Genomic DNA, 20777 nt, shown 5'->3' with positions numbered 1-20777 from the left:
GCCTCCGGCTTCGTGGCGTCCCTGACCGTTACTGCCCCGCCGCGGGACTGAACCTCAACAGGTGCCGCCTGCCGCCCTTGGCGGCGGTGCCGTCCTGTTCCAGTGCGGTCCCGACCGCGTCGCGGTATCCGGTCAGCCCTCCCGGCGGCGGCGGGATCACCGAATCGATGTCGTGGTCGTGCATCACCGCGTCGCACTCCAACGATTCGACCAGCGGCCGTGCCAGGCCCGACGGAATGGGAGTCACCAGCCCCACCCAGCGGCTGGCCAGGGTCGGCGTCAGCCATGGCAGCACCACGAACCGTCGGGGGTGCAGGCCTGCGATATCGGCATACACCTGCATGGCGTCGCCGTACTCGAGCACATCCGGCCCGCCGATGTCCCACGTGCGTGACTTCGGTACCGCCGCGGTCGCGGCTTCCACCAGGTAGTACAGGGCGTCGTCGATCGAGATGGGCTGGATCTTGTTGTGCACCCACTTCGGCGTCGTCATCACCGGCAGCCGGTCGGTGAGATGGCGGATCATCTCAAACGATGCCGAGCCCGACCCGATCACGATGCCTGCCTGCAGCACCACGGTCTCGACGCCAGAGTCGATCAGGATGTCACCGACCTCGGTGCGAGACGCCAGATGTCGCGACAGGTCGACGCCCTCGGGGTGCAGCCCGCTCAGGTACACCACCCGCCGGACCCCGGCCTTCTTCGCCGCGTCCACGACGTTACGAGCCGACTGGGCCTCCTCGGCAACGAAGTCCTTGGACGTTCCCATCGAGTGCACCAGGTAGTAGACGACGTCGGTGTCCTCGAACGCCTCGGCCAGTGAGCCCGGGTCGGTCAGATCCCCGCGTACCACCTCGGCACGGTCGCGCCACTCGGCGCGATCCAGCTTCCCGGGCGTGCGCGCCATGGCGCGCACGGTGTGGCCGCGGTCGAGGAGCCGCGGGATCAGAAGGCCACCGATGTAACCGGTCGCCCCCGTGACGAGGCAGCGGACATGCTCAGCAGGCATGGCGCCGGGATGACCGCTTCCGGTCCGCGGCAAACCCAAGATCACACTTTCCGGGCACCACGGAGCCCCTCCAACCGAGACTGGCAGCGATTTGCCGGGTCCACGCGGGTAGCCTTGCATCCGATGACCGAGCGCGCCGAACAACACGGCATTTCCTATGCGTCGGCAGGTGTGGACATCGAAGCCGGTGACCGCGCCGTCGAACTCTTCAAGCCTCTCGCCAAGAAGGCCACCAGGCCCGAGGTGCGAGGTGGCCTGGGCGGCTTCGCCGGAATGTTCGCCCTACGCGGCGGCTACCGTGAGCCGGTGCTGGCCTCGTCGACCGACGGAGTCGGCACCAAACTGGCCGTCGCCCAGGCGATGGACAAGCACGACACGGTGGGCATCGACCTCGTCGCGATGGTGGTCGACGATCTCGTCGTGTGCGGTGCGGAGCCACTGTTTCTGCAGGACTACATCGCCGTCGGGCGGACGGTGCCCGAGCGGGTCGCCGAGCTGGTGTCCGGCATCGCTGACGGCTGTGTGCTCGCCGGATGTGCGCTGCTCGGCGGCGAGACCGCAGAGCACCCCGGGCTGATGGCCCCCGATCACTACGACATCTCCGCGACCGGCATCGGCGTCGTCGAGGCCGACGACGTCCTCGGGCCCGACCGGGTCAGGCCGGGCGACGTGGTCATCGCGATGGCCTCCACAGGTCTGCACTCCAACGGCTACTCGCTGGCCCGGCACGTGCTCCTGGAGATCGATCACATGAACCTCGCCGGCCACGTCGAGGAGTTCGGCCGCACGCTCGGCGAGGAACTGCTCGAACCCACCCGGATCTACGCCAAGGACTGCCTCGCGCTCGCCGCCGAGACCCAGGTGCGGACGTTCTGCCACGTCACCGGCGGCGGACTGGCCGGCAACCTCGAGCGTGTCATCCCGCACGGGTTGATGGCCGAACTCGACCGGGGTACGTGGACGCCGGCACCGGTGTTCGGGATGATCGCCCAGCGCGGCCGCATCGAGCGGGCCGAAATGGAGAAAACCTTCAACATGGGCGTCGGGATGGTGGCTGTCGTCGCGCCGGAGGACACCGATCGCGCGCTGGCCGTCCTGACTGCTCGTCACCTGGACTGCTGGACCCTCGGAACCATCAAGAAGGGCGGCAAGGAGGGGCCGCGAGCTACGCTCGTGGGCCAGCACCCCAGGTTCTGACGCTCCCCGAACAGGGGACCGGCGGACTCAGCGTCGCCAGTCGTCCTCGTCGGCCCAGCCGTCATCGGACAGCGTGTCGCTGCCGTTGAGGCGGTCGTTGTCGGGAGCGTTCGACAGCTCGCGCTGAAGCCGCTCGAAATCGGTTTGGGGTGAGCTGTATTTCAGTTCACGTGCAACCTTGGTCTGCTTTGCCTTTGCCCGGCCGCGGCCCATGGGGGAACCCCCTCGCGCAATAACGGAGCGGCCCAATTACTAGGCGGCTCCGATCTGAGTGTGTCTATTGTCCTGCGGTCAGCTTACCGTGCTTCACGCCGTGGCGCTGGCAGGCCCTGAGTGAGCGCCGTCATTCGCGCGTGTCAGGCCTTGACGGCTCCTCGCGTCCGCTTCACCTTGATGGCTCCTCGCGTCCGCCGGCGCGCAACCGTTCCACCGCCAGCCGACCCGCACCCACCGCGTCACCGGACGGCACGGAGTCCGGGTCGATGGTCGCCGCGACCTGGACGTCCCCTCCGGTGGTCAGCGGGGTGTCGGCCGGCAGGCCGCGTTTGAGCAGGGCCAGCGCGATCACACCCTCGTCGACGTGGTCGACCACGGTGCCCAGGCGGCCCACGGCGCGGCCGCCGGCCAGCAGCGGGTCTCCCGTGGAAGGCCGGTCGACGGAGCCGTCGAGATGGAGCACGACGAGCATCCGGGGCGGTTTGCCCAGGTTGTGAACCCGGGCCACGGTCTCCTGGCCCCGGTAACAGCCCTTGTCGAGGTGCACGGCACCGACGCCGGGACCCCCGATCCAGCCCACTTCATGCGGGATCGTGCGCTCATCTGTGTCGACGCCGAGACGCGGACGTCGGGCGGCCACCCGATGAGCCTCGTAGGCCCACACACCGGCTGGACGGATCCCGGCGGCGACCAGCTTGTCGCGCCACGCGGGCAGCTCGCTACGCGGCACCACGACGTCGACCTCGACCGTCGCACTCGGCAGTCGCCGGACGAAGCCGCCGCCCGGGAACTCGACCGCGGTGGCCTCGGCGGGCAGTTCCGTCAGCCCGAGCACCGCCAGCACGGCGGGATCGGTGAGAGCGGGGCCGATCAGCGACAACACCCCGAGATCAGCCGGCTCGACGACCACGTCGGCCCAGAAGATCATCTTGTGCAGGAAGACGCGCAACGGTTCGCCGCGCCACGGTTCGGTGTCGATCACGGTGCGCCCGGCGAGCTGAGTCTGCACCCAGTGATCTTCCACACGCCCCTGCCCGTCGAGGCTCAGGTTCTCGGTCACCGCGCCGTCGGGCAGTTCACCGACGTGCTGGCTGGAGATGGTGTGCAGCCAAGACTTCCGTTCGGACCCGGTGAGCGTCATCACCGCGCGATGCGACCGGTCGATCACGATGGCGCCGTCAGCGGCGGCGCGCTGTTCGCCGAGCGGGTCGCCGTAGTGCCAGACGGCGCCGGCGTCGGGTCCTGTGTCGGGAGCGGGAACGGCGGACATGACCCAACTGTACGAGTCACCGGTAGCGGAGCGCGGCTACGCTGATGCCCCATGGCTGACCATCCGGGCGTCGTCGTCACCCTCGACGGGCAGCTGCACGATGCGCAGGCTCCGCTGCTGCACGCCGACGACCTCGCCGCGGTGCGCGGCGACGGCATCTTCGAGACGTTGCTGGTGCGCGAGGGCGGCCCGTGCCTGCTCGACGCCCACCTGAACCGGCTGGCGCACTCCGCGCGACTGCTCGACTTGCCCGAACCCGACGCCGCGCAATGGCGGACCGCGGTGGGCATCGCCGTGGAGACCTGGCTCGCAGGGACCGCCGAGGAGGGAGTGCTGCGGCTGGTGTACAGCCGGGGCCGCGAACACGGATCCGTCCCCACGGCCTACGCCACGATCGGCCCGGTGCCGGCGCGGGTCGCCAAGGTGCGTCGTGACGGCGTGGCGGCGATGACACTGCAACGCAGCCTGCCGGCCGAGGGCATCGACGAGATGCCGTGGCTGCTGGCCGGCGCCAAGACACTGTCCTATGCGGTGAACATGGCGGCGCTGCGGCACGCTGAGCGGCACGGGGCCGGTGACGTGATCTTCGTCAGCACCGACGGGCACGTCTTGGAGGGGCCACGTTCGACTGTCGTCATCGCGACGACGTCACCGGACGGCAAAACCTGCCTGCTCACCCCGCCCCCGTGGTATCCGATCCTGCGCGGCACCACCCAGCAGGCGCTGTTCGACGTCGCCCGCAACAAGGGCTACGACTGCGATTACCAGGCCCTTCGCCCCGCTGATCTTGTTGCCGCCCAAGGAGTCTGGCTGGTCTCCAGCATCACGCTGGCGGCACGGGTGCACACCCTCGACGGTGAGTTCCTGCCCGCGGCTCCGCTCGCCGACCAGATATCGGCGTTGGTCGACGCCGCCATACTCAGCGATCGCTGAGCGCTAAATCGGTTGTCGCCCACGCCAACCCCGAGTACGGTCGCCTGTACACAGGGAAGGAGGTGGTCCGACAAATTGAGTGACATATGGACATGTGAGGTGGCTGCGAGCTAGCAGCGCCGGGAAGCGCTTCACGCACCTGTGCGCGCTGGCGAATTCCCCGCAGTCACCCGGCCCCCGAGCCCCTAGGTCTTGTCCGACCCAGGAACAACGGCTCGGGGGCCGCTCCATGTCGGTACCTGCAGAAAATTCAAGATCTGCAATGATTCGGCTATGTTCCGGGCCCCCTTCGTCGGCCGCAGGACGGTGGCTCTGACGCTCGTCGCGCTGACCGTCCCGGCATGTGCGCCTCCGGTCGCCGTCACCGCACCGACTCTGGACGCGCGCAAATGCACCAAGGATGCGCTGTCCACCCTGTATCCGGGGATCCTCACCTTCGGCGCCGACCAGCCCGTCTACCCGCCTTGGTACATGGGCGACGACCCGGCCAACGGGGAGGGCTTCGAAGCCGCCCTCGCCTACGCGATCGCCGGGAAACTCCACTACACCCCCGACGACGTGCGCTGGGTGCGGGTCCCGTTCAACGCCGCCTTGGCGCCGGGCGCCAAGGCGTTCGACGTGAACCTCTCCCAGTTCTCCATCACCGAGCAGCGCCGGGCCGCGGTGGATTTCTCGACGCCGTATTTCAACGTCACCCAGGCGGTCGTGACGGTGCGCAGTTCCCCGGCCGCGGGCGTTACCACCCTCGACGGCCTCCGTCCGCTGCGGCTCGGCGCCGAGGTCGGCAGCACCGGCCACACCGCCGCGACCGAGTTGGGCCACCCCGTCGCGGTGCAGGCCTACCGCACCACCGCCGCGGCCAAGATGGCACTGGTGGAAGGGGAGATCGACGCGTTAGTCGTCGATCTACCAACGGGATTCGCGTTGGCATACGAACTCCCGGGCGGTGTTCTCGTCGGTCAACTGCACAACCCGGGCAACGACATCGAGCAATTCGGGGTCGTCCTTGCGCATGGCAGTCCGCTGACGCGGTGCGTGTCATGGGCCGTCGATGAACTCCGCGAAGACGGCACACTCGACCGGCTGGATCATCGGTGGCTGGCCGGGGCAGGTCGTGCGCCCGTATTGAACTAGCCGGCGGGACCGGGTGCTAGTTGCGAGCACTCCGCCAACGCCACCTCCCAGGTGGCTCGGTCGATCCCGGGGGGCGGTTCGGACGTCGGCCCTGGAGGGGCCGGCACCCCGTGCTGGCTCAGGCAGTACGCGAACGAACCATGACCCACGCTCGGCACCGCGGAGCTCGGCGTCGACGGCGCAGGAGAATCCGCAGGCGCCGCGCACGCGGCCAGCACCGCACCCGCGGCCGTGATCACCGTAACGGCCATGACGCGTCGCACTAGCCGATAAACCTCGACAGCCGCGCGGACAGATGGGGAACCAGGCCGCCGTCGGCGTCGACGCGCTCCTCCACGTACGCCAGGTCGCCGCCCTCGATGATCCCGTAGAGGCGCTTGGCGCCGCCCACGAGCATGCCGGACTTGCTGCGTGCCAGGGCGTCGGTGACCAGCTCCCAGGACGACTGATTCAGCGGACGGCCGTAGAACAACTCGATGTAGCCGGCCGAGTGCGCCAGCAGCAGCTCGATGGCCTGCGACTCCTCGGGATCGGCGGGATCGGTGACGAAGCGCCAGAACCCGGTCTCACGCAGACCTGGCCGCTCGTACTCACCGTCCTGGGTCAATCGCCACGAGCGGGCTTCCCAGTTGAGGTAGTCGCCGCCGTCGTGAGAGACCACGATCTGCTGGCCGAAGCGGTAGTCGCCGTGCGCACCACGACCTTCCCCCTCACCGCGCCACACCCCGACCAACGGCAGCAGGGCCAGCAGGGAATCGTCGAGGTCGGCACCCTCCCGGAGGTTGGCAGTGTCAGCGGGCAACGGAAGATCACCGAACGCCGGGATGTTGCGGGCGGCGGTCACCCTGGCCCGTTCGGCGGCAGCGGCGACAGCCTCGTCGCCGGAAGTCATTTCGTCGTCCGCCCGGTCGGTGTCACGACTCGTCGGTGACGAGGCGGTACACCGCGTACAGCGCGAACCACGTAATCACCACAACGGCCGCGACGAGAAGGAGTTCGAAGAAGAGCACCACGCCGCAAAGTTTAACCGCCGGGAGAAATCATCTCTCGCCGGCCGGTGCGGATCGGAGGGTCAGCTGACCTTCCACTCGTATTCAGGGCAGAACGCACCGGTAGCGGCGCCGATGAAGTAGCCGGCTTGGTAGTCGGACCAGTCGGTGACACTGGTCAGATCGGCGACTTCCTGCTCGAAGGATGCGCCGTTGTCCCAGTCCTGGCAGACCGCGTAACCGGTCTCGATCACCTGCTGGGTCTTGTCCGAAGGCCAGGTGATACCGCCGTTGCCGATCACCGTGAGGAAGTCGCCCTCCGGATCGGCGAAGGCCGCAGGAGCACCGATCAGAGCAACTGCGGCGAGCGCCGCCGAGGCGGCACAGGCAATCGTGATCTTCATTGTCGGTCCTAGGAGGTAGCCGCGGCGAGCCGCGAGGTGGACCCGCGCCCGTCGGCGCGAGGGATGACCATATTTTCACCGACAACAGCAAATCTTGCAGCGTTTTCACAGCGGCGATCCGCACGATGCCGGCCCACCGGGCGGCGAAGCGCGACCACCCCGGTCGGGCACCGCAGGGCGCCCCACCGGGGTTGTCTGCCTGACTCCGTGAGGCGTGGCCGGATTGCCTGACTCCGTCAGGCGTGGCCGGATTGCCTGACTCCGTCAGGCGTGGCCGGATTGCCTGACTCCGTCAGGCGTGGCCGGATTGCCTGACTCCGTCAGGCGACCTTGACGTCGACCTCGTGGATTCCCGCGCCGGACGGCGCGATGCTGGCATCGCCGTTGCCCGCGGGCGACAGCGCGCGCAGGGTCCAGGTACCCGGGGCGGCGAAGAACCGGAAATCACCGGTGGCCGACGCGACGACCTCGGCGGTGAACTCGTCCGAGCTGTCCAGCAGGCGCACGAAGGCGCCACCGACAGCCTGGCCCGAACCGTCGACGACCCGGCCGGTGATGACCGTTTCCTTCTCCAGATCGACGCCGGCCGGCAACGTCAGTCCTTGCTTAGGCGCAGAGCACATATCAACTTCCCAACTCGATCGGGGCACCCACCAGGGAGCCGTATTCCGTCCAACTACCGTCGTAGTTCTTGACGTTCTTGTGTCCCAGCAGCTCCTGCAGCACGAACCAGGTGTGCGACGAGCGCTCACCGATGCGGCAGTAGGCGATGGTCTCCTTCTCGCCGTCCAGACCGGCCTCGGCGTACAGCTTGGCCAGTTCTTCGTCGGACTTGAAGGTGCCGTCCTCATTGGCGGCCTTACTCCACGGCACGTTGATGGCCGTCGGAATGTGGCCGGCCCGCTGGCTCTGCTCCTGCGGCAGGTGTGCCGGGGCCAGGATCTTGCCGGAGAACTCGTCAGGGGAACGCACGTCGACCAGGTTCTTGGACCCGATCGCGGCGATCACCTCGTCGCGGAACGCGCGGATGCTGTTGTCGGGGTCCTTGGCGGTGTAGCTGGTCTGCGGACGCTCGACGGTGTCCTTCGACAGCGGCCGGGCGTCGAGCTCCCACTTCTTGCGTCCGCCGTCGAGCAGCTTGACGTCCTGGTGCCCGTACAGCTTGAAGTACCAGTACGCATACGCGGCAAACCAGTTGTTGTTGCCGCCGTAGAGGATCACGGTGTCGTCGTTGGCGATGCCGCGTTCGGAGAGAAGCTTGGAGAACTGCGCGGTGTCGACGAAGTCGCGCTTGACCGGATCCTGCAGATCGGTCTTCCAGTCGAGCCGGACGGCACCCGGGATGTGGCCGGTGTCGTAGGCGCTGGTGTCCTCGTCGACCTCGACGAACACGGTCTTCGGCGCGTCGAGATTGCTCTCGGCCCAGTCGACTGAGACCAAGACATCGGAGCGTGCCATGTGGTGGATCCTTTCGATTGCTATCGGGTGGGGGTCAAGCGTGTGAAGAGCGGATAGAGCTGGCAGCCGAGACAGATCCCGAAGGCTGCGTTGAGAAGTGCCGCCACAAGCGCAAAGCCCGTGGCCACCAGGCCAACCGGTGTGAGACCGACGGCGAAACCTACGGTGCCCACAACCGCGAAGACGAACCCGACCCCTTGCGCGAACTTCACCGGTGCGACCGGCTCACGCTCCGTGGTCGGCGACAGACGTGGAGCGATCAGCGCAGCGAAGACCCGGCCGTAGGGGTGCCGGCGCGGGCCCAGGGTGGCGCCGACCCCGAAGACGACGGCTTGCACACCGAGGATCAGGGCTGCCGCGAGCAGACTCTGGGTCGACGCGAGGAGCGCCGCGACGAGGACCGCCGTGGTGACCCAGGCGGCGAATCGCGGCCCCCGGACGTCCACGACGTCCCGCACGGCGACGGGCGCGGACGCGCCTGCGTGTGTGACATTCGACATAGATGTGCTCCTGTTGTCTGGTGTGGCTGGGTGCGGCGGGCCCGATCAGGCCGGTCGCAGAGTGCGGCGCGGAAAAAGTAGGCGCGGCGACTCAGCAGCTGCAACAACAACAGCAACAACCCGCGATGCGGCACAGATCGACTGCGCGGCGCTTGGTGAGCGAAAGCTCGAGGCGGGCGGACACGGCTGACAGCTTACCCAACAAGGGGGTGATCAGGCCAACAGCGGTTCAAGCGCCGACCGCAGGTCAGCGGCCGTCGGTACGCCGGAGGTGCGATACCGCTGCCGACCCTCCGCGTCGAAGATGAACGTCGTGGGCAGCGACATCACCGAAAGCTTGCGCCCCGCCTCTGGATTCGCGTCCAGATCGATCTCCACGTGCGTGACCTGAGGCAGGTCCGCGCACACCTGGTCGACCACACGCCGCACCCCCGCGCACGGACCGCACCACACCGCGCTGAAATGCAGGACGGTCGGACCGGTCCGTGACAGGCCCAGGTCCTCGATGTCGCTCTCCTGGAGAGCGGGCCACTCCGCGGCGCCCTTGATCAATCCGGACCGCAGAGTCAACAGCCTGCCGATCACGAAGGCCAGCCCGAATGCGGCGATCAGCACCGCGATGACGGCGATCCACGACGAACTCATGACAGCCGGAACTGGTCGAGGTTCACGGTGATTCCCTCGGTGATGCCCTCGATGATGATGTCGGAGCCGCGCGCGCCCTGCGTCGTGGGTGCCACTCCGAACGGCAACTTTTGGCCGGGCAGTGAGGTGGAGAACGCGGCAAGCACCGCGGGAAGCTGTTCGTCGGGAACAGCCTGATCGGCGGTGCCGGGTTCGGTGAGCACGCCGGTCGCGGTTACCACCAACGTCGTGGAGTCCGCTCCGGCGACCGTCAGATCGACCGCGATGCTGACCCGCTCGTCGAAACCCGCCTTGCTGGGGGTTCCGGTGAACACCACCCCGCGGTTGCTCGAAATTCCCGACTCCGTGGTACCGCCGGTGGAGTCCTCGGTCTCCCTGGTGGGCGCCTCGATCAGCAGGTCCGGTATCCCCATATAGCGGCCCATATGGGTGGAGTCGATGATGATCCGGCTCTCGAGTTTCCCGACGGTGAGTGCGGCGCCGGGCTGCACCAGCCACGAGTCGTCGAGACCGACGGAGTGCATGGTTGCCTCCAGCGAGGCCTTGCCGACCACGCCGTGATCAACGCCACTCGCCTTGATCTCCACCTCCTCGTAGTGCCGGCGCTGCGCCTGCGGAATGAACGGGAAACCCAGGATCGCCACCGACGGGTCCCAATTCAGGTCGGCGGAGGCGCGGACGCTTCTGGCCAGGCGATATTCGGCGTAGATCGCGGCTCCGAAGTCGGCGCCGACCACCCCGACCAGAACGGTGACGAGGGTCGCGAGGACACCTGTGAGGAGTTTGCGCACCCCGACATTGTTGCCGACGCCGTCGCGAAGCGAGGTTCAGCGCGGCTTACGGGCAGGTAGCACGCTATCGTTAGGTGTCTATCGGCCGGGTAACGGCCGTGTGTCATGCATGAATCTGGAAAGTCACCACGCGACATCGTTGTCCGGGAGAAAAAAACTCCACAGCAGCTGGAGGGGTCAGTTGGATCTTTTGCTACTGACGGTCGACCCGCACCCGGAATTGGTTCTGCCCTCGTTGTCCCTGCTGGCCCATAATGTGCGGACCGCGCCCACTGAGGTGTCGTCCCTGCTCGAGGCCGGGACCGCGGACGTGGCGATTGTCGACGCGCGCACAGATCTGGCCGCCGCGCGCGGTTTGTGCCGCCTCCTGGGCACCACGGGAACATCGGTGCCGGTGGTGGCGGTGGTCAACGAAGGCGGGCTGGTCGCCGTCAACGTGGAATGGGGCCTCGACGAGATCCTGCTGCCCAGCACCGGGCCCGCGGAGATCGACGCTCGGCTGCGGCTTCTGGTGGGTCGCCGCGGCGGCATGGCCAGCCAGGAGAACGTCGGCAAGATCAGCCTCGGGGAGCTCGTCATCGACGAAGGCACCTACACCGCGCGGCTGCGCGGGCGTCCACTCGATCTGACCTACAAAGAGTTCGAACTACTCAAGTACCTCGCTCAGCACGCCGGCCGCGTCTTCACCCGCGCGCAACTGCTGCAGGAGGTGTGGGGTTACGACTTCTTCGGTGGCACCCGCACCGTGGACGTCCACGTGCGACGCCTACGCGCGAAACTCGGCCCCGAATACGAGTCGCTCATCGGCACGGTGCGCAACGTGGGCTACAAGGCGGTCCGTCCGGCCCGTGGCCGCCCGGCGGCCGCCGGCGCGGACCTCGCCGAGGAGCTCGATGACGAGGATGCCTACGACGACGTCGGCTCGTTGGATCCGGACGGGGTACCGGAGGCGCTCGGCGACGCGCTGCGCAGTCAGTGACATCGCCGGTTTCGGTCGGCTGGCAGGACGAGATGTCCGGTGCCGATCAGCAAAATGTCCGTGACCTGATCTCCGAGGCGACCGTCCTCGACGGCGTGGCACCCGTCGGTGACCAGGTGCTGCGTGAACTCGGCCAGCAGCGCACCCGCCACCTGGTGGCCACCGAGGACGGCCGGATGCGCGGCTACCTCAACCTCGCACCTGCCGACGGCGACGCCCCACCGATGGCAGAGCTCGCGGTCGCGCCCGAGGCGCGTCGCCGGGGAGTCGGATCGGAGCTGATCCGCACCGCCCTGGCCGCCGGCGGACCCGAGACCCGCATCTGGGCCCACGGCAACCTCGCCCCGGCACGGGCCACCGCTGCGGCGCTGAAACTGGTGCCGGTCCGAGAGCTTCTCCAGATGCGTCGCTCTCTGCGCGACCTTCCGCCGACGCCTGCCGCCGACGGTGTGCGTTTCGCCACCTACGGTGGCCCGCGCGACGACGCCGAGGTGCTGCGCGTGAACAACTCGGCGTTCTCCTGGCACCCGGAGCAGGGGGGCTGGACCGAGGCGGACATCGCCGAACGCCGCAACGAGCCGTGGTTCGACCCGACCGGTTTTTTCCTGGCGTTCGACGAGGCCGACGGCCGGTTGCTCGGATTCCATTGGACCAAAACGCATTCCGAGACTCTGGGCGAGGTTTATGTGGTCGGGGTGGCCTCCGACGCGCAGGGACGGGGGCTCGGCGGCGCGCTGACACTGATCGGACTCCACCACCTCGCCGAGCGTCTCCTGTCCGACGGTGGGCAGGCCGACGTCATGCTCTACGTCGAAGCGGACAACACCGCCGCGGTGAAGACCTATCGTCGGCTCGGTTTCGACGTGGCCAACTCGGATGTGGCCTACGCCAACGCCGCGCATGGCGACCTGTGAAGTCGCTGAACCTGTTCACTTCTCGTTAACCCGCCATCCCTGATCCGTCCACCCCGGGCGCATACGTTGCCGATGAGTTTGCAGCCGTCTGGGCAAGTGATCGGGTCAGTGGAAAGAAAGTGGGATCAGTGAAGCTCAACATCATCGGCAAGTCGTTCGGTACGACCGTCTCGTTCGCAGCGATTGCCGCGATGGCCCTCGCCGGGTGCGGCAGCGACAACAATGCCGGCACCTCGGGCACCACCGGCGACACCGGAACAGCAGCTGCCGGATCCGCCGAGTGTGGTGGGAAGAACTCGCTCACCGCCGAGGGCTCGACCGCCCAGCAGAACGCCATCGCGGTCTTCAACCAGGCCTGGGGTCAGGTTTGCTCGGGCAAGAATCTGTCCTACAACCCGACGGGTTCCGGCGCGGGTCGGGAGCAGTTCGTCGCGGGCAACGTGGACTTCGGTGGAACTGATTCGCCGATCAAGGACGAGCAGGCACAGCAGGCTGCCCAGCGGTGTGGCGGTAACGAGGTGTGGAACCTGCCGCTGGTTTTCGGTCCGGTCGCGATGGCCTACAACATCGAAGGTGTCGATGGCCTGGTGCTGAACGCCGACGTGCTGGCACGCATCTTCCAGGGTCAGATCACCAACTGGAACGACCCGGCGATCGCCGCCCTCAACGAGGGTAAGACTCTGCCCGACCAGGCGGTCACGCCGATCTACCGCTCGGACTCCTCGGGCACCACCGACAACTTCCAGAAGTACCTTGCCGCTGCGGCACCCCAGACGTGGACCAAGGGTGACGGCAGTGAGTTCCAGGGCGGCGCCGGTGAAGGCGCGCAGAAGTCCGCCGGCGTGGCGCAGGCGGTGCAGGCCACTCCGGGCGGCATCGGCTACGTCGAGAAGGGTTTCGCCGATCAGGCCGGGATTCCCTACGCCCAAATCGACAACGGCAGCGGTCCGGTGGAGCTGACCAACGAAACAGCCGGCAAGGCCATCGACGCCGCAACGTTCGCCGGCGAGGGTAACAACCTGGTGCTCGATCTCCAGTCGCTCTACGGCACCACAGAGCCTGGCGCCTACCCGCTGGTGCTGGCCACCTACAACATCGTCTGCTCTCAGGGCTACGACGCCGAGACTGCAGCCGCGGTGCGCTCGTTCATGACCGTCGCAGCGAACCAGGGTCAGCAGGGCCTGCCGGAAGCCGGTTACGTGCCGCTTCCGGATCGCTTCAAGGAGCGGTTGTTGACCGCGGTCGAAGCCATCGGCCCGGCTGACTAGGTTTCATTAGCGCAACCGCCACGCAGCGGCGAGGATGGGTTTGACCGAATGACCGACAAGCTCGATGGAACCGCATTGACAACGCCTAACCCATTGGACGCAGGGTCGGGAGAGGCCTTGGCCACTCCTTTCCCTGAGCCCACGCCGATCTCGACCGACCCATCGCGGCATGCCAAAGAGCGGCTGGGGGACCGCATCTTCCGTGGGCTGTCCGAGGGCTCGGGTGCTCTCATCGTGGCGATCATCGCCGCGATCGGCATCTTCCTGCTGTGGCGGGCCATCCCGGCGCTCGCCCGTAACGAGGAGAATTTCTTCCTCTACGGCGGCACCTGGAACACCTCCGACACATCGGCGATGAGCTTTGGCATCCTCGACCTGCTGCAGGTGACGGTGTTCGTGTCGGTGTTCGCGCTGGTACTGGCGATGCCCATCGCACTGGGAATCGCCATCTATCTGACGCAGTACGCGCCACGGCGAGTGGTGGGGCCACTGGCCTACATGGTGGATCTGCTCGCCGCGGTGCCGTCGATCATCTACGGCGTGTGGGGCCTGTACGTGCTCGCTCCTGTGCTTCGGCCGTTCGCGTTGTGGCTCAACGAGAATCTCAGTTGGCTCTTCCTGTTCGCCACGGGTAGCGCATCGGTGGCCGGCGGCGGCACGATCTTCACAGCCGGCATCGTGCTGGCAGTGATGATCCTGCCGATCATCACCGCGGTGACCCGCGAGGTGTTCGTCCAGACCCCTCGCGGCCAGATCGAAGCTGCGCTGGCTCTGGGCGCGACCCGGTGGGAGGTGGTGCGCACCACCGTGCTGCCGTTCGGGATGTCCGGGTACATCAGCGGCGCGATGCTCGGTCTGGGCCGCGCCTTGGGCGAGACCATCGCATTGCTGATCATCCTGCGCGGTACCCAGGCGGCGTTCAGCTGGTCGCTATTCGACGGCGGCTATACGTTCGCCAGCCTGATCGCCTCGGCTGCTTCAGAATTCAACGACCAGTACAAGGCGGGCGCCTACATCGCCGCGGGCCTGGTGCTGTTCATCCTGACGTTCGTGGTGAACTCGCTGGCCCGTGCCGCAGTTGCCGGAAAGGACCGGTCCGCCTCATGACATCGGCCGCGCTGGATCAGCCTGTCAAGCCGACGACGTTCCAAGGTGTCGGCACGCGTCGCAAGTTCACCAACAATCTCGCCACCGTGTTGGTCACCGCATCGGTGGTGATTGCGATCGTGCCGTTGGTGTGGGTCCTCTACACCGTGCTCGCCAAGGGCATCGGCGTTGTCACCTCCAGTACATGGTGGTTCAACTCGCAGTCGGGGATGACCGCTTTTGCCGCCGGCGGCGGCGCCTATCACGCCATCGTCGGTACCCTGCTGCAGGGCTTGGTGTGTGCGATCATCTCGATCCCCGTCGGCGTGTTCGTTGGCATCTATCTGGTCGAGTACGGCGGCGGTACCCGGCTGGGCAAGGTCACCACCTTCATGGTGGACATCCTCACCGGTGTCCCGTCGATCGTGGCCGCCCTGTTCATCTATGCGCTGTGGGTGGCCACGATGGGCTTCGAGCGGTCGGGCTTCGCGGTGTCACTTGCCTTGGTCCTGCTGATGATTCCGGTGATCGTGCGATCCACCGAGGAGATGCTGCGAATCGTCCCGATGGATCTGCGAGAGGCAAGCTACGCCCTTGGTGTTCCCAAGTGGAAGACCATCTCTGCCATCGTGATTCCGACCGCACTGTCCGGCATCGTCACCGGCGTCCTACTCGCCCTGGCACGCGTTATGGGAGAGACCGCGCCGCTGCTCATCCTGGTGGGATACTCGCAGGCGATCAATTTCGACATGTTCGGCGGGTTCCAGGGCTCGCTTCCGGGCATGATGTACGACCAAACGTCGGCGGGCGCCGGAGCGAATCCGATACCGACCGATCGTTTGTGGGGCGCCGCCCTGACCCTTGTCGTGCTGATTGCCGTACTCAATGTCGGTGCCCGATTCATCGCAAAGTTCTTCGCCCCTAAAAAGGTCTGAGCAGGTTTAGGAGACTGATCCACATGGCCAAACGTTTGGATCTCAAGGACGTCAACATCTATTACGGCGCGTTCCACGCGGTGGCAGGAGTCTCGCTGTCTGTCGAGCCGCGCAGCGTGACCGCGTTCATCGGCCCGTCCGGCTGCGGCAAGTCGACCGTGCTGCGCACGCTCAACCGCATGCACGAGGTTATCCCTGGTGCTCGCGTCGAGGGTTCGGTGCTGCTCGACGGTGACGACATCTACGGCGCCGGTGTCGATCCGGTCGGTGTCCGCAAGACCATCGGCATGGTGTTCCAGCGGCCGAACCCCTTTCCCACCATGTCGATTCGCGACAACGTGGTGGCCGGGCTGAAGCTGCAGGGGGTCCGAAACAAGAAGACTCTCGACGAGGTGGCGGAGCGGTCCCTCAAAGGTGCCAACCTGTGGACGGAGGTCAAGGACCGGCTCGACAAGCCCGGCGGCGGGCTGTCCGGCGGGCAGCAGCAGCGGCTGTGCATCGCCCGCGCGATCGCGGTGCAGCCCGACGTGCTGTTGATGGACGAGCCGTGTTCGGCACTCGATCCGATCTCGACGCTGGCGATCGAGGATCTGATCTCGGAGTTGAAGCAGGACTTCACCATCGTGATCGTCACGCACAACATGCAGCAGGCCGCGCGGGTCAGTGACCAGACCGCGTTCTTCAATCTCGAAGCCACCGGCAAGCCGGGCAGGCTGATCGAGATCGACGACACCGGGAAGATCTTCTCCAACCCCGCCCAGAAGGCCACCGAGGACTACATCTCCGGGCGGTTCGGCTGACCGTTTCGCCGCGCGCACGAAGAAATCGCCCCAGTCCCTTTCGGGTGGGGCGATTTCTCTGTCTTGGTGCGCAGGCGGTGGCCCGCGGGCCGTCAGCGGGGAGTGGAGATCTCCGCTTCTTCGGGCGTGTGACCGGTGACCTGGAAGATCACCCGACGGGCCACCTCGACGGCGTGGTCGGCGAACCGTTCGTAGAACCGGCCCAGCAGGGTCACGTCCACCGCAGCGGCCACACCGTGCTTCCACTCGCGGTCCATCAGGACCGTGAACAGGTGCCGGTGCAGGTCATCCATCGCGTCGTCCTCTTCGCGGATCCGGGCCGCCTTCTCCGGATCCCGGGTGCGCAGCACCTCCTGGGCGCTGTGGCCCAGCTCGACGGCAACGCGGCCCATCTCGGCGAAGTATCCGTTGACCTCTTCGGGCAGCGCGTGCTGGGGGTGTCGACGGCGGGCGATCTTTGCGACATGCAACGCCAGCGCCCCCATCCGGTCGACGTCGGCCACGATCTGGATGGAGCTGACGATGGCCCGCAGATCGCCGGCAACGGGGGCCTGCAGCGCGAGGATTACGAAGGCTTCTTCTTCGGCGCGGGCGCTGAGCGCGGCGATCTGGTCGTGGTCGGTGATCACCTGTTCGGCCAGGGCGAGATCAGCCTGCAGGAGCGCCTGGGTGGCGCGCTCCATCGCGTCGCCGGCAAGCCCACACATGTCGCCGAGCCTGCTGGACAGGGCTTCCAACTGCTCGTGGTACGCGGTACGCATGTGTCAACCCTACCGGGGTCGTTTGTCTGTCGTCACGAGCCGACGGTGAACGAAAGGTGAATGCCACCTGCCTAAACCAGGGTCGGCTACTCGCAGCTGGTGTCCGCGGCGTTGGTGACGGTCAGATCCTCGGGCAGCGCGGTGGCCGGCGATTTCGTCCCGCGGATCAGCCGAACCTGCACCGCGGATCCGCTGGGCGACGGGGCAGTGACCGCATCGAAGTCGGTGCCCAGCACCACCTGGACCGTATCGCCCATACCGGTGACCCGTTCCACGGTGGCGTTGCCGAACGCCGACGCGACGGTGGCCGCCGCCTCCTCGTTGCCGGGGGAGAAGAACACCGTGGTGCGGGCCAAGGGTCCCGGATAGTCGTCAGGGGTCGTCACGTTGAAGCCGTAGGCCTGCAGCGCGCCGGCCGTGTCGGCGCCGAGACCGGCGGAACTCGTGGAGTTGGACACCTGCACGGTGACACTCTGCGGTTCGGTGGCAATGGTATCGACGACTTCGCCACCGTCGGGCTGACCCGGCTGCGTCGCGGAGTTCGCGAGGGTGTCGGGAGCGTCGGCCACCGGGGTGTTGTCGGCGTTGCGCTCCTCAGGCAGCGGGTCGTCGTTGATGATCGCGTCGAACAGCGCCCGCATGTCGTCGGTGCGGGGGATCTCGTTGCCCCATTCGTCGGCGTAGCCGACCGTCGGCACCGTCACGAACGTGATCCGGCCGGCCGTCACGCCCTGCACCGACTGGCCGAGGTCCACCAGATCCTTGGTGTCGAGGTTGTCGACGTAGCTGTCACCGATGAACATGTTGACCACGTTGTTCAGCTTCGACAACGAGAAGAACGTCTCCTTGGAGATGAGCGAACGCAGCAGCGACGACAGGAACAGCTGCTGCCGTTTGATGCGGCCGTAGTCGCCGTTGGTCTCAGTGGTCACCTGGCGGGCGCGCACATAGTTCAGCGCGGTGTGGCCGTCGACGGTCTGACGTCCGGCGTTGGCCAGCACGGTGCCCAGTTCGTAGTCCTCGATCGGCGTGGTGCTGCACACCTCGACACCGCCGAGCGCGTCGACCATCTTGGAGAACCCGGCGAAGTCGACTGCCATGAAGCGGTTCACGTGCAGGCCGGACAGCTTCTGAATCACCTTGACCAGACACCTCGGGCCACCGACGGCGAAGGCCGAGTTCAGCTTGTACTCGGTGTAGACCTCCTCCATGCCGTACATCGGGGACTCTTCGTCCGTGATCGGCCCGTACTCACGCGTCTCCGGATTCCACGGTTCGCACTTCATCGGTTCGATCTCGAGGTCACGCGGGAACGACACGGCCACAACGCGTTTCCGGTTCGCCGGGATGTTCACCAGCATCACCGTGTCGGAGCGGGCACCGGCCGCATCCTCGGTAGTGCCCGCGCCCATGTCGCTGTTCTCGCCGATGCGGCTGTCGGTGCCGACGATGAGGAAGTTCTCGTCACCGAACTGGGCGTTGGGATCGACGATGTCGCGGGAATCCGGATCCAGCGCCGAAACCCTGTTGAGCAGATTGTTCTTGGCCGACTGCCACTGCCACGCGCCGCCGGTCAACACCAGCGCGAGCACCGCGACCAGCGCGGCGGCGACCCGGCCGGCAACGGTCAGCCGGTGCGACGGCCGCAGCCGCGGCTTCGCCGGCACGTGCGCCGGGGCCCGCGCAGTGGTCAGGTTGGGAAGGTCGGCGCGGGTCAGGTCCACGGCCGGCAGGATCGCGGTGTCCAGCTCGTCGGTGTCAGGGTAGGGCTCGGGCTCGGCGTCGTGCGCCGGTCGGGCTCGGCGGCGCCTGGGCGGGGGAGCGGTCGCGCCGTCCCCGTGGAGTTTGGCGATCAGGTCTGCGACGGTGATCGGGGCGGACGTGTCGTCGGACGGCCCGGGTTCGGCGGCGGCGCCGTCGGCGGCCGGCGGGGTGTCGATCGCGCGCTCCCACGGCGCGGCGCCTGGCTTCGGCTGCCGGGATCGGGTAAGCCAGTCACCATCGGACCGTTCGCCCGTTCCGTCGGCGCCAGAACGGGGGCGGCCGTGAGTGGCAGCGGCATCCTCGGTGTCGCCGTCGCTCATGGTCCTACCGGCCTTCCAGCGTTCACAGCGTCGTAGGGACCGTGCGCGTCGTTGCGCATCGGCCCGCAGACTGCCGAGTGCCTGTTCACTGTCTAGAGCACCACGCCCGGCTCCGCCACTGGAGACAGGCAGTTTGATCACTCATCGTACTGAGACATCCTGAGAGACATCCAGCCGAACCCGGGTGTCAGAACTGTTTCAGAAGTGTCTCGGTCCGTCGATCAGCCGCCCGAATGCATCACATCGGCACCTGCGGGCACCGTGCAGTCGTCCGGGTCGTTGAGCCAACCCTCGGGCAGGGTGACCGACGCGGCGGACCCCTGACGGCCCCGTGGCCCGTTGGCCGCCGGCGGGAACGGGACATCCGGATCGAGCTGATCGAGCAGCTCGTCCAGCTCGGAAATCGTCTTCACAAGGGCAAGCGACCTGCGAAGGTCGGCTCCGGCGGGGAAACCGTGCAGGTACCACGCGACGTGCTTGCGGATGTCCCGCATTCCCTTGTCCTCCCCGAAATGAGCTGCGAGCAGCTCGCCGTGCCGACGGATGATCTGCGCGACCTCGCCGAGGGTGGGCGGGGTCGCTGGTGCCGCGCCGGTGAACGTGGCGGACAGCTCGGCGAACAACCACGGCCGACCCAGGCAGCCGCGGCCGATCACCACCCCGTCGCAGCCTGTCGCGTCCATCATCGCCAGCGCGTCACGAGCGTCGAAGATATCACCGTTTCCCAGCACCGGAATCGTCGTGACGTGCGCCTTCAGTGCCGCGATCTGCTGCCAGTCGGCGCTGCCCGAATACCGTTGAGCCGCGGTGCGCGCATGTAGGGCGACGGCTGCCGCACCCTCTTCAGCCGCGATCCGGCCGGCGTCGAGGTGCGTGTGATGGTCCTCGTCGATCCCGATTCGGAACTTCACGGTGACGGGAATGTCGGTGCCCTCCGTGGCTCGGACAGCGGCGGCCACGATCTGGCCGAACAGCCGGCGCTTGTACGGGAGTGCGGCGCCGCCGCCCCGTCGGGTCACCTTCGGCACCGGGCAGCCGAAATTCATGTCGATGTGGTCGGCGAGATTCTCCTCGACGATCATCTTGGCCGCGGCGTAGGTGTTGGCCGGATCGACGGTGTACAGCTGCAGCGAGCGCGGCGACTCCTCCGGGGCGAAGGTCGTCATGTGCATGGTCACCGGGTGACGTTCCACCAGGGCGCGCGCAGTGACCATCTCGCAGACGTACAACCCGCTCACGGTGCCGGCGCGGGCGAGCTCCAGTTCCCGGCACAACGTGCGGAACGCGACGTTGGTCACCCCCGCCATCGGTGCGAGGACGACGGGGCTGCGAAGGTCGAACGGCCCGATCCGCACCCCGGGGGCAGGAGCGAAGCGACTGGGGGAAATGTCCGGGGACCGGGCC

At 67.2% G+C, this 20777-nt stretch carries 23 protein-coding genes; 9 read left to right on the top strand and 14 right to left on the bottom strand.

The genetic code is table 11. From position 1 onward, the window contains the following. Positions 1 to 28: 28 nt before the first annotated feature. Entirely contained in the window at positions 29 to 1009 is a 981-nt protein-coding gene (locus tag KXD97_RS02875) for an NAD(P)H-binding protein (protein ID WP_260755374.1), read from the bottom strand. Between the two features lie 123 nt (positions 1010 to 1132). Here KXD97_RS02875 and purM point away from each other — a divergent pair, with 123 nt between their 5' ends. Further along, a complete protein-coding gene (gene purM / locus KXD97_RS02870) occupies positions 1133 to 2206 on the top strand; it encodes a phosphoribosylformylglycinamidine cyclo-ligase (protein ID WP_260755373.1) in 1074 nt (357 codons plus the stop codon). Between the two features lie 27 nt (positions 2207 to 2233). On the opposite strand, the gene KXD97_RS02865 is transcribed toward purM, so the two are convergent. Both KXD97_RS02865 and KXD97_RS02860 read right to left on the bottom strand, forming a co-directional pair. Then, complete coding sequence (locus KXD97_RS02865; RefSeq protein ID WP_260755372.1) at positions 2234 to 2419, bottom strand: DUF3073 domain-containing protein; 186 nt, start codon at positions 2417 to 2419, stop codon at positions 2234 to 2236. Between the two features lie 172 nt (positions 2420 to 2591). Further along, positions 2592 to 3692 (bottom strand): folate-binding protein YgfZ, encoded by a 1101-nt coding sequence (locus tag KXD97_RS02860; RefSeq protein ID WP_260755371.1) that lies wholly within the window; start codon positions 3690 to 3692, stop codon positions 2592 to 2594. A 51-nt stretch (positions 3693 to 3743) separates the two neighbouring features. Between KXD97_RS02860 and KXD97_RS02855 the strand changes: the two genes are divergently transcribed. Both KXD97_RS02855 and KXD97_RS02850 read left to right on the top strand, forming a co-directional pair. Further along, complete coding sequence (locus tag KXD97_RS02855) at positions 3744 to 4625, top strand: aminodeoxychorismate lyase (protein ID WP_260755370.1); 882 nt, start codon at positions 3744 to 3746, stop codon at positions 4623 to 4625. A gap of 273 nt (positions 4626 to 4898) precedes the next feature. Beyond that, positions 4899 to 5759 (top strand): ABC transporter substrate-binding protein, encoded by an 861-nt coding sequence (locus KXD97_RS02850; protein ID WP_260755369.1) that lies wholly within the window; start codon positions 4899 to 4901, stop codon positions 5757 to 5759. 262 nt (positions 5760 to 6021) lie between these two features. On the opposite strand, the gene KXD97_RS02840 is transcribed toward KXD97_RS02850, so the two are convergent. From KXD97_RS02840 to lmeA, 8 genes are all read right to left on the bottom strand, one after another. Beyond that, positions 6022 to 6651, bottom strand: a complete 630-nt coding sequence (locus KXD97_RS02840) for an FABP family protein (protein ID WP_260755367.1) — start codon at positions 6649 to 6651, stop codon at positions 6022 to 6024. A 180-nt stretch (positions 6652 to 6831) separates the two neighbouring features. Then, complete coding sequence (locus tag KXD97_RS02835; RefSeq protein ID WP_260755366.1) at positions 6832 to 7152, bottom strand: DUF732 domain-containing protein; 321 nt, start codon at positions 7150 to 7152, stop codon at positions 6832 to 6834. Positions 7153 to 7472: 320 nt separating this feature from the next. Further along, complete coding sequence (locus tag KXD97_RS02830) at positions 7473 to 7775, bottom strand: DUF1416 domain-containing protein (RefSeq protein ID WP_260755365.1); 303 nt, start codon at positions 7773 to 7775, stop codon at positions 7473 to 7475. Position 7776: 1 nt separating this feature from the next. Then, positions 7777 to 8610, bottom strand: coding sequence for a sulfurtransferase (locus KXD97_RS02825; protein ID WP_260755364.1), 834 nt, complete (start codon positions 8608 to 8610; stop codon positions 7777 to 7779). Between the two features lie 20 nt (positions 8611 to 8630). Then, a complete protein-coding gene (locus KXD97_RS02820; RefSeq protein ID WP_260755363.1) occupies positions 8631 to 9110 on the bottom strand; it encodes a DUF4395 domain-containing protein in 480 nt (159 codons plus the stop codon). Positions 9111 to 9201: 91 nt separating this feature from the next. Next, entirely contained in the window at positions 9202 to 9294 is a 93-nt protein-coding gene (locus tag KXD97_RS33260) for an Ms5788A family Cys-rich leader peptide (RefSeq protein ID WP_396884651.1), read from the bottom strand. A 29-nt stretch (positions 9295 to 9323) separates the two neighbouring features. Next, positions 9324 to 9755, bottom strand: coding sequence for a thioredoxin family protein (locus tag KXD97_RS02815; protein WP_260755362.1), 432 nt, complete (start codon positions 9753 to 9755; stop codon positions 9324 to 9326). Next, a complete protein-coding gene (gene lmeA / locus KXD97_RS02810; RefSeq protein WP_260755361.1) occupies positions 9752 to 10546 on the bottom strand; it encodes a mannan chain length control protein LmeA in 795 nt (264 codons plus the stop codon). The genes KXD97_RS02815 and lmeA overlap by 4 nt, the downstream gene beginning before the upstream one ends. A gap of 181 nt (positions 10547 to 10727) precedes the next feature. On the opposite strand from lmeA, the gene KXD97_RS02805 reads away from it, so the two are divergent. The 6 genes from KXD97_RS02805 to pstB all read left to right on the top strand — a co-directional run bounded on the left by KXD97_RS02805 (position 10728) and on the right by pstB (position 16528). After that, a complete protein-coding gene (locus KXD97_RS02805; protein WP_260755360.1) occupies positions 10728 to 11525 on the top strand; it encodes a response regulator transcription factor in 798 nt (265 codons plus the stop codon). Positions 11526 to 11557: 32 nt separating this feature from the next. Further along, positions 11558 to 12439, top strand: coding sequence for a mycothiol synthase (mshD, locus tag KXD97_RS02800; RefSeq protein WP_260757815.1), 882 nt, complete (start codon positions 11558 to 11560; stop codon positions 12437 to 12439). A gap of 128 nt (positions 12440 to 12567) precedes the next feature. After that, positions 12568 to 13707, top strand: coding sequence for a phosphate ABC transporter substrate-binding protein PstS (gene pstS / locus KXD97_RS02795; RefSeq protein ID WP_260755359.1), 1140 nt, complete (start codon positions 12568 to 12570; stop codon positions 13705 to 13707). 48 nt (positions 13708 to 13755) lie between these two features. After that, positions 13756 to 14814, top strand: a complete 1059-nt coding sequence (gene pstC / locus KXD97_RS02790; RefSeq protein WP_260755358.1) for a phosphate ABC transporter permease subunit PstC — start codon at positions 13756 to 13758, stop codon at positions 14812 to 14814. Then, positions 14811 to 15728, top strand: coding sequence for a phosphate ABC transporter permease PstA (pstA, locus tag KXD97_RS02785; RefSeq protein ID WP_260755357.1), 918 nt, complete (start codon positions 14811 to 14813; stop codon positions 15726 to 15728). The genes pstC and pstA overlap by 4 nt, the downstream gene beginning before the upstream one ends. Before the next feature lie 23 nt (positions 15729 to 15751). Continuing rightward, on the top strand, positions 15752 to 16528 hold the full coding sequence (pstB, locus tag KXD97_RS02780) for a phosphate ABC transporter ATP-binding protein PstB (RefSeq protein ID WP_260755356.1): 777 nt from the start codon (positions 15752 to 15754) through the stop codon (positions 16526 to 16528). A gap of 92 nt (positions 16529 to 16620) precedes the next feature. Here the strand turns inward: pstB and phoU are convergent, their stop codons facing one another. From phoU to dusB, 3 genes are all read right to left on the bottom strand, one after another. Next, positions 16621 to 17289: a phosphate signaling complex protein PhoU gene (gene phoU, locus KXD97_RS02775; protein WP_260755355.1), complete on the bottom strand. Its 669-nt coding sequence runs from the start codon at positions 17287 to 17289 to the stop codon at positions 16621 to 16623. A gap of 86 nt (positions 17290 to 17375) precedes the next feature. Beyond that, positions 17376 to 19373 carry an LCP family protein gene (locus KXD97_RS02770; RefSeq protein ID WP_260755354.1) on the bottom strand — a complete coding sequence of 666 codons (1998 nt, stop codon included), beginning with the start codon at positions 19371 to 19373 and terminating at the stop codon, positions 17376 to 17378. 221 nt (positions 19374 to 19594) lie between these two features. Continuing rightward, entirely contained in the window at positions 19595 to 20761 is a 1167-nt protein-coding gene (dusB, locus tag KXD97_RS02765; protein ID WP_396885328.1) for a tRNA dihydrouridine synthase DusB, read from the bottom strand. Positions 20762 to 20777: the final 16 nt, after the last annotated feature.

Source organism: Mycobacterium sp. SMC-8, assembly GCF_025263565.1.
GTDB lineage: Bacteria > Actinomycetota > Actinomycetes > Mycobacteriales > Mycobacteriaceae > Mycobacterium.
Note: the sequence above shows the minus strand (reverse complement) of the source record. Positions and strands in the feature narration are given on the sequence as shown.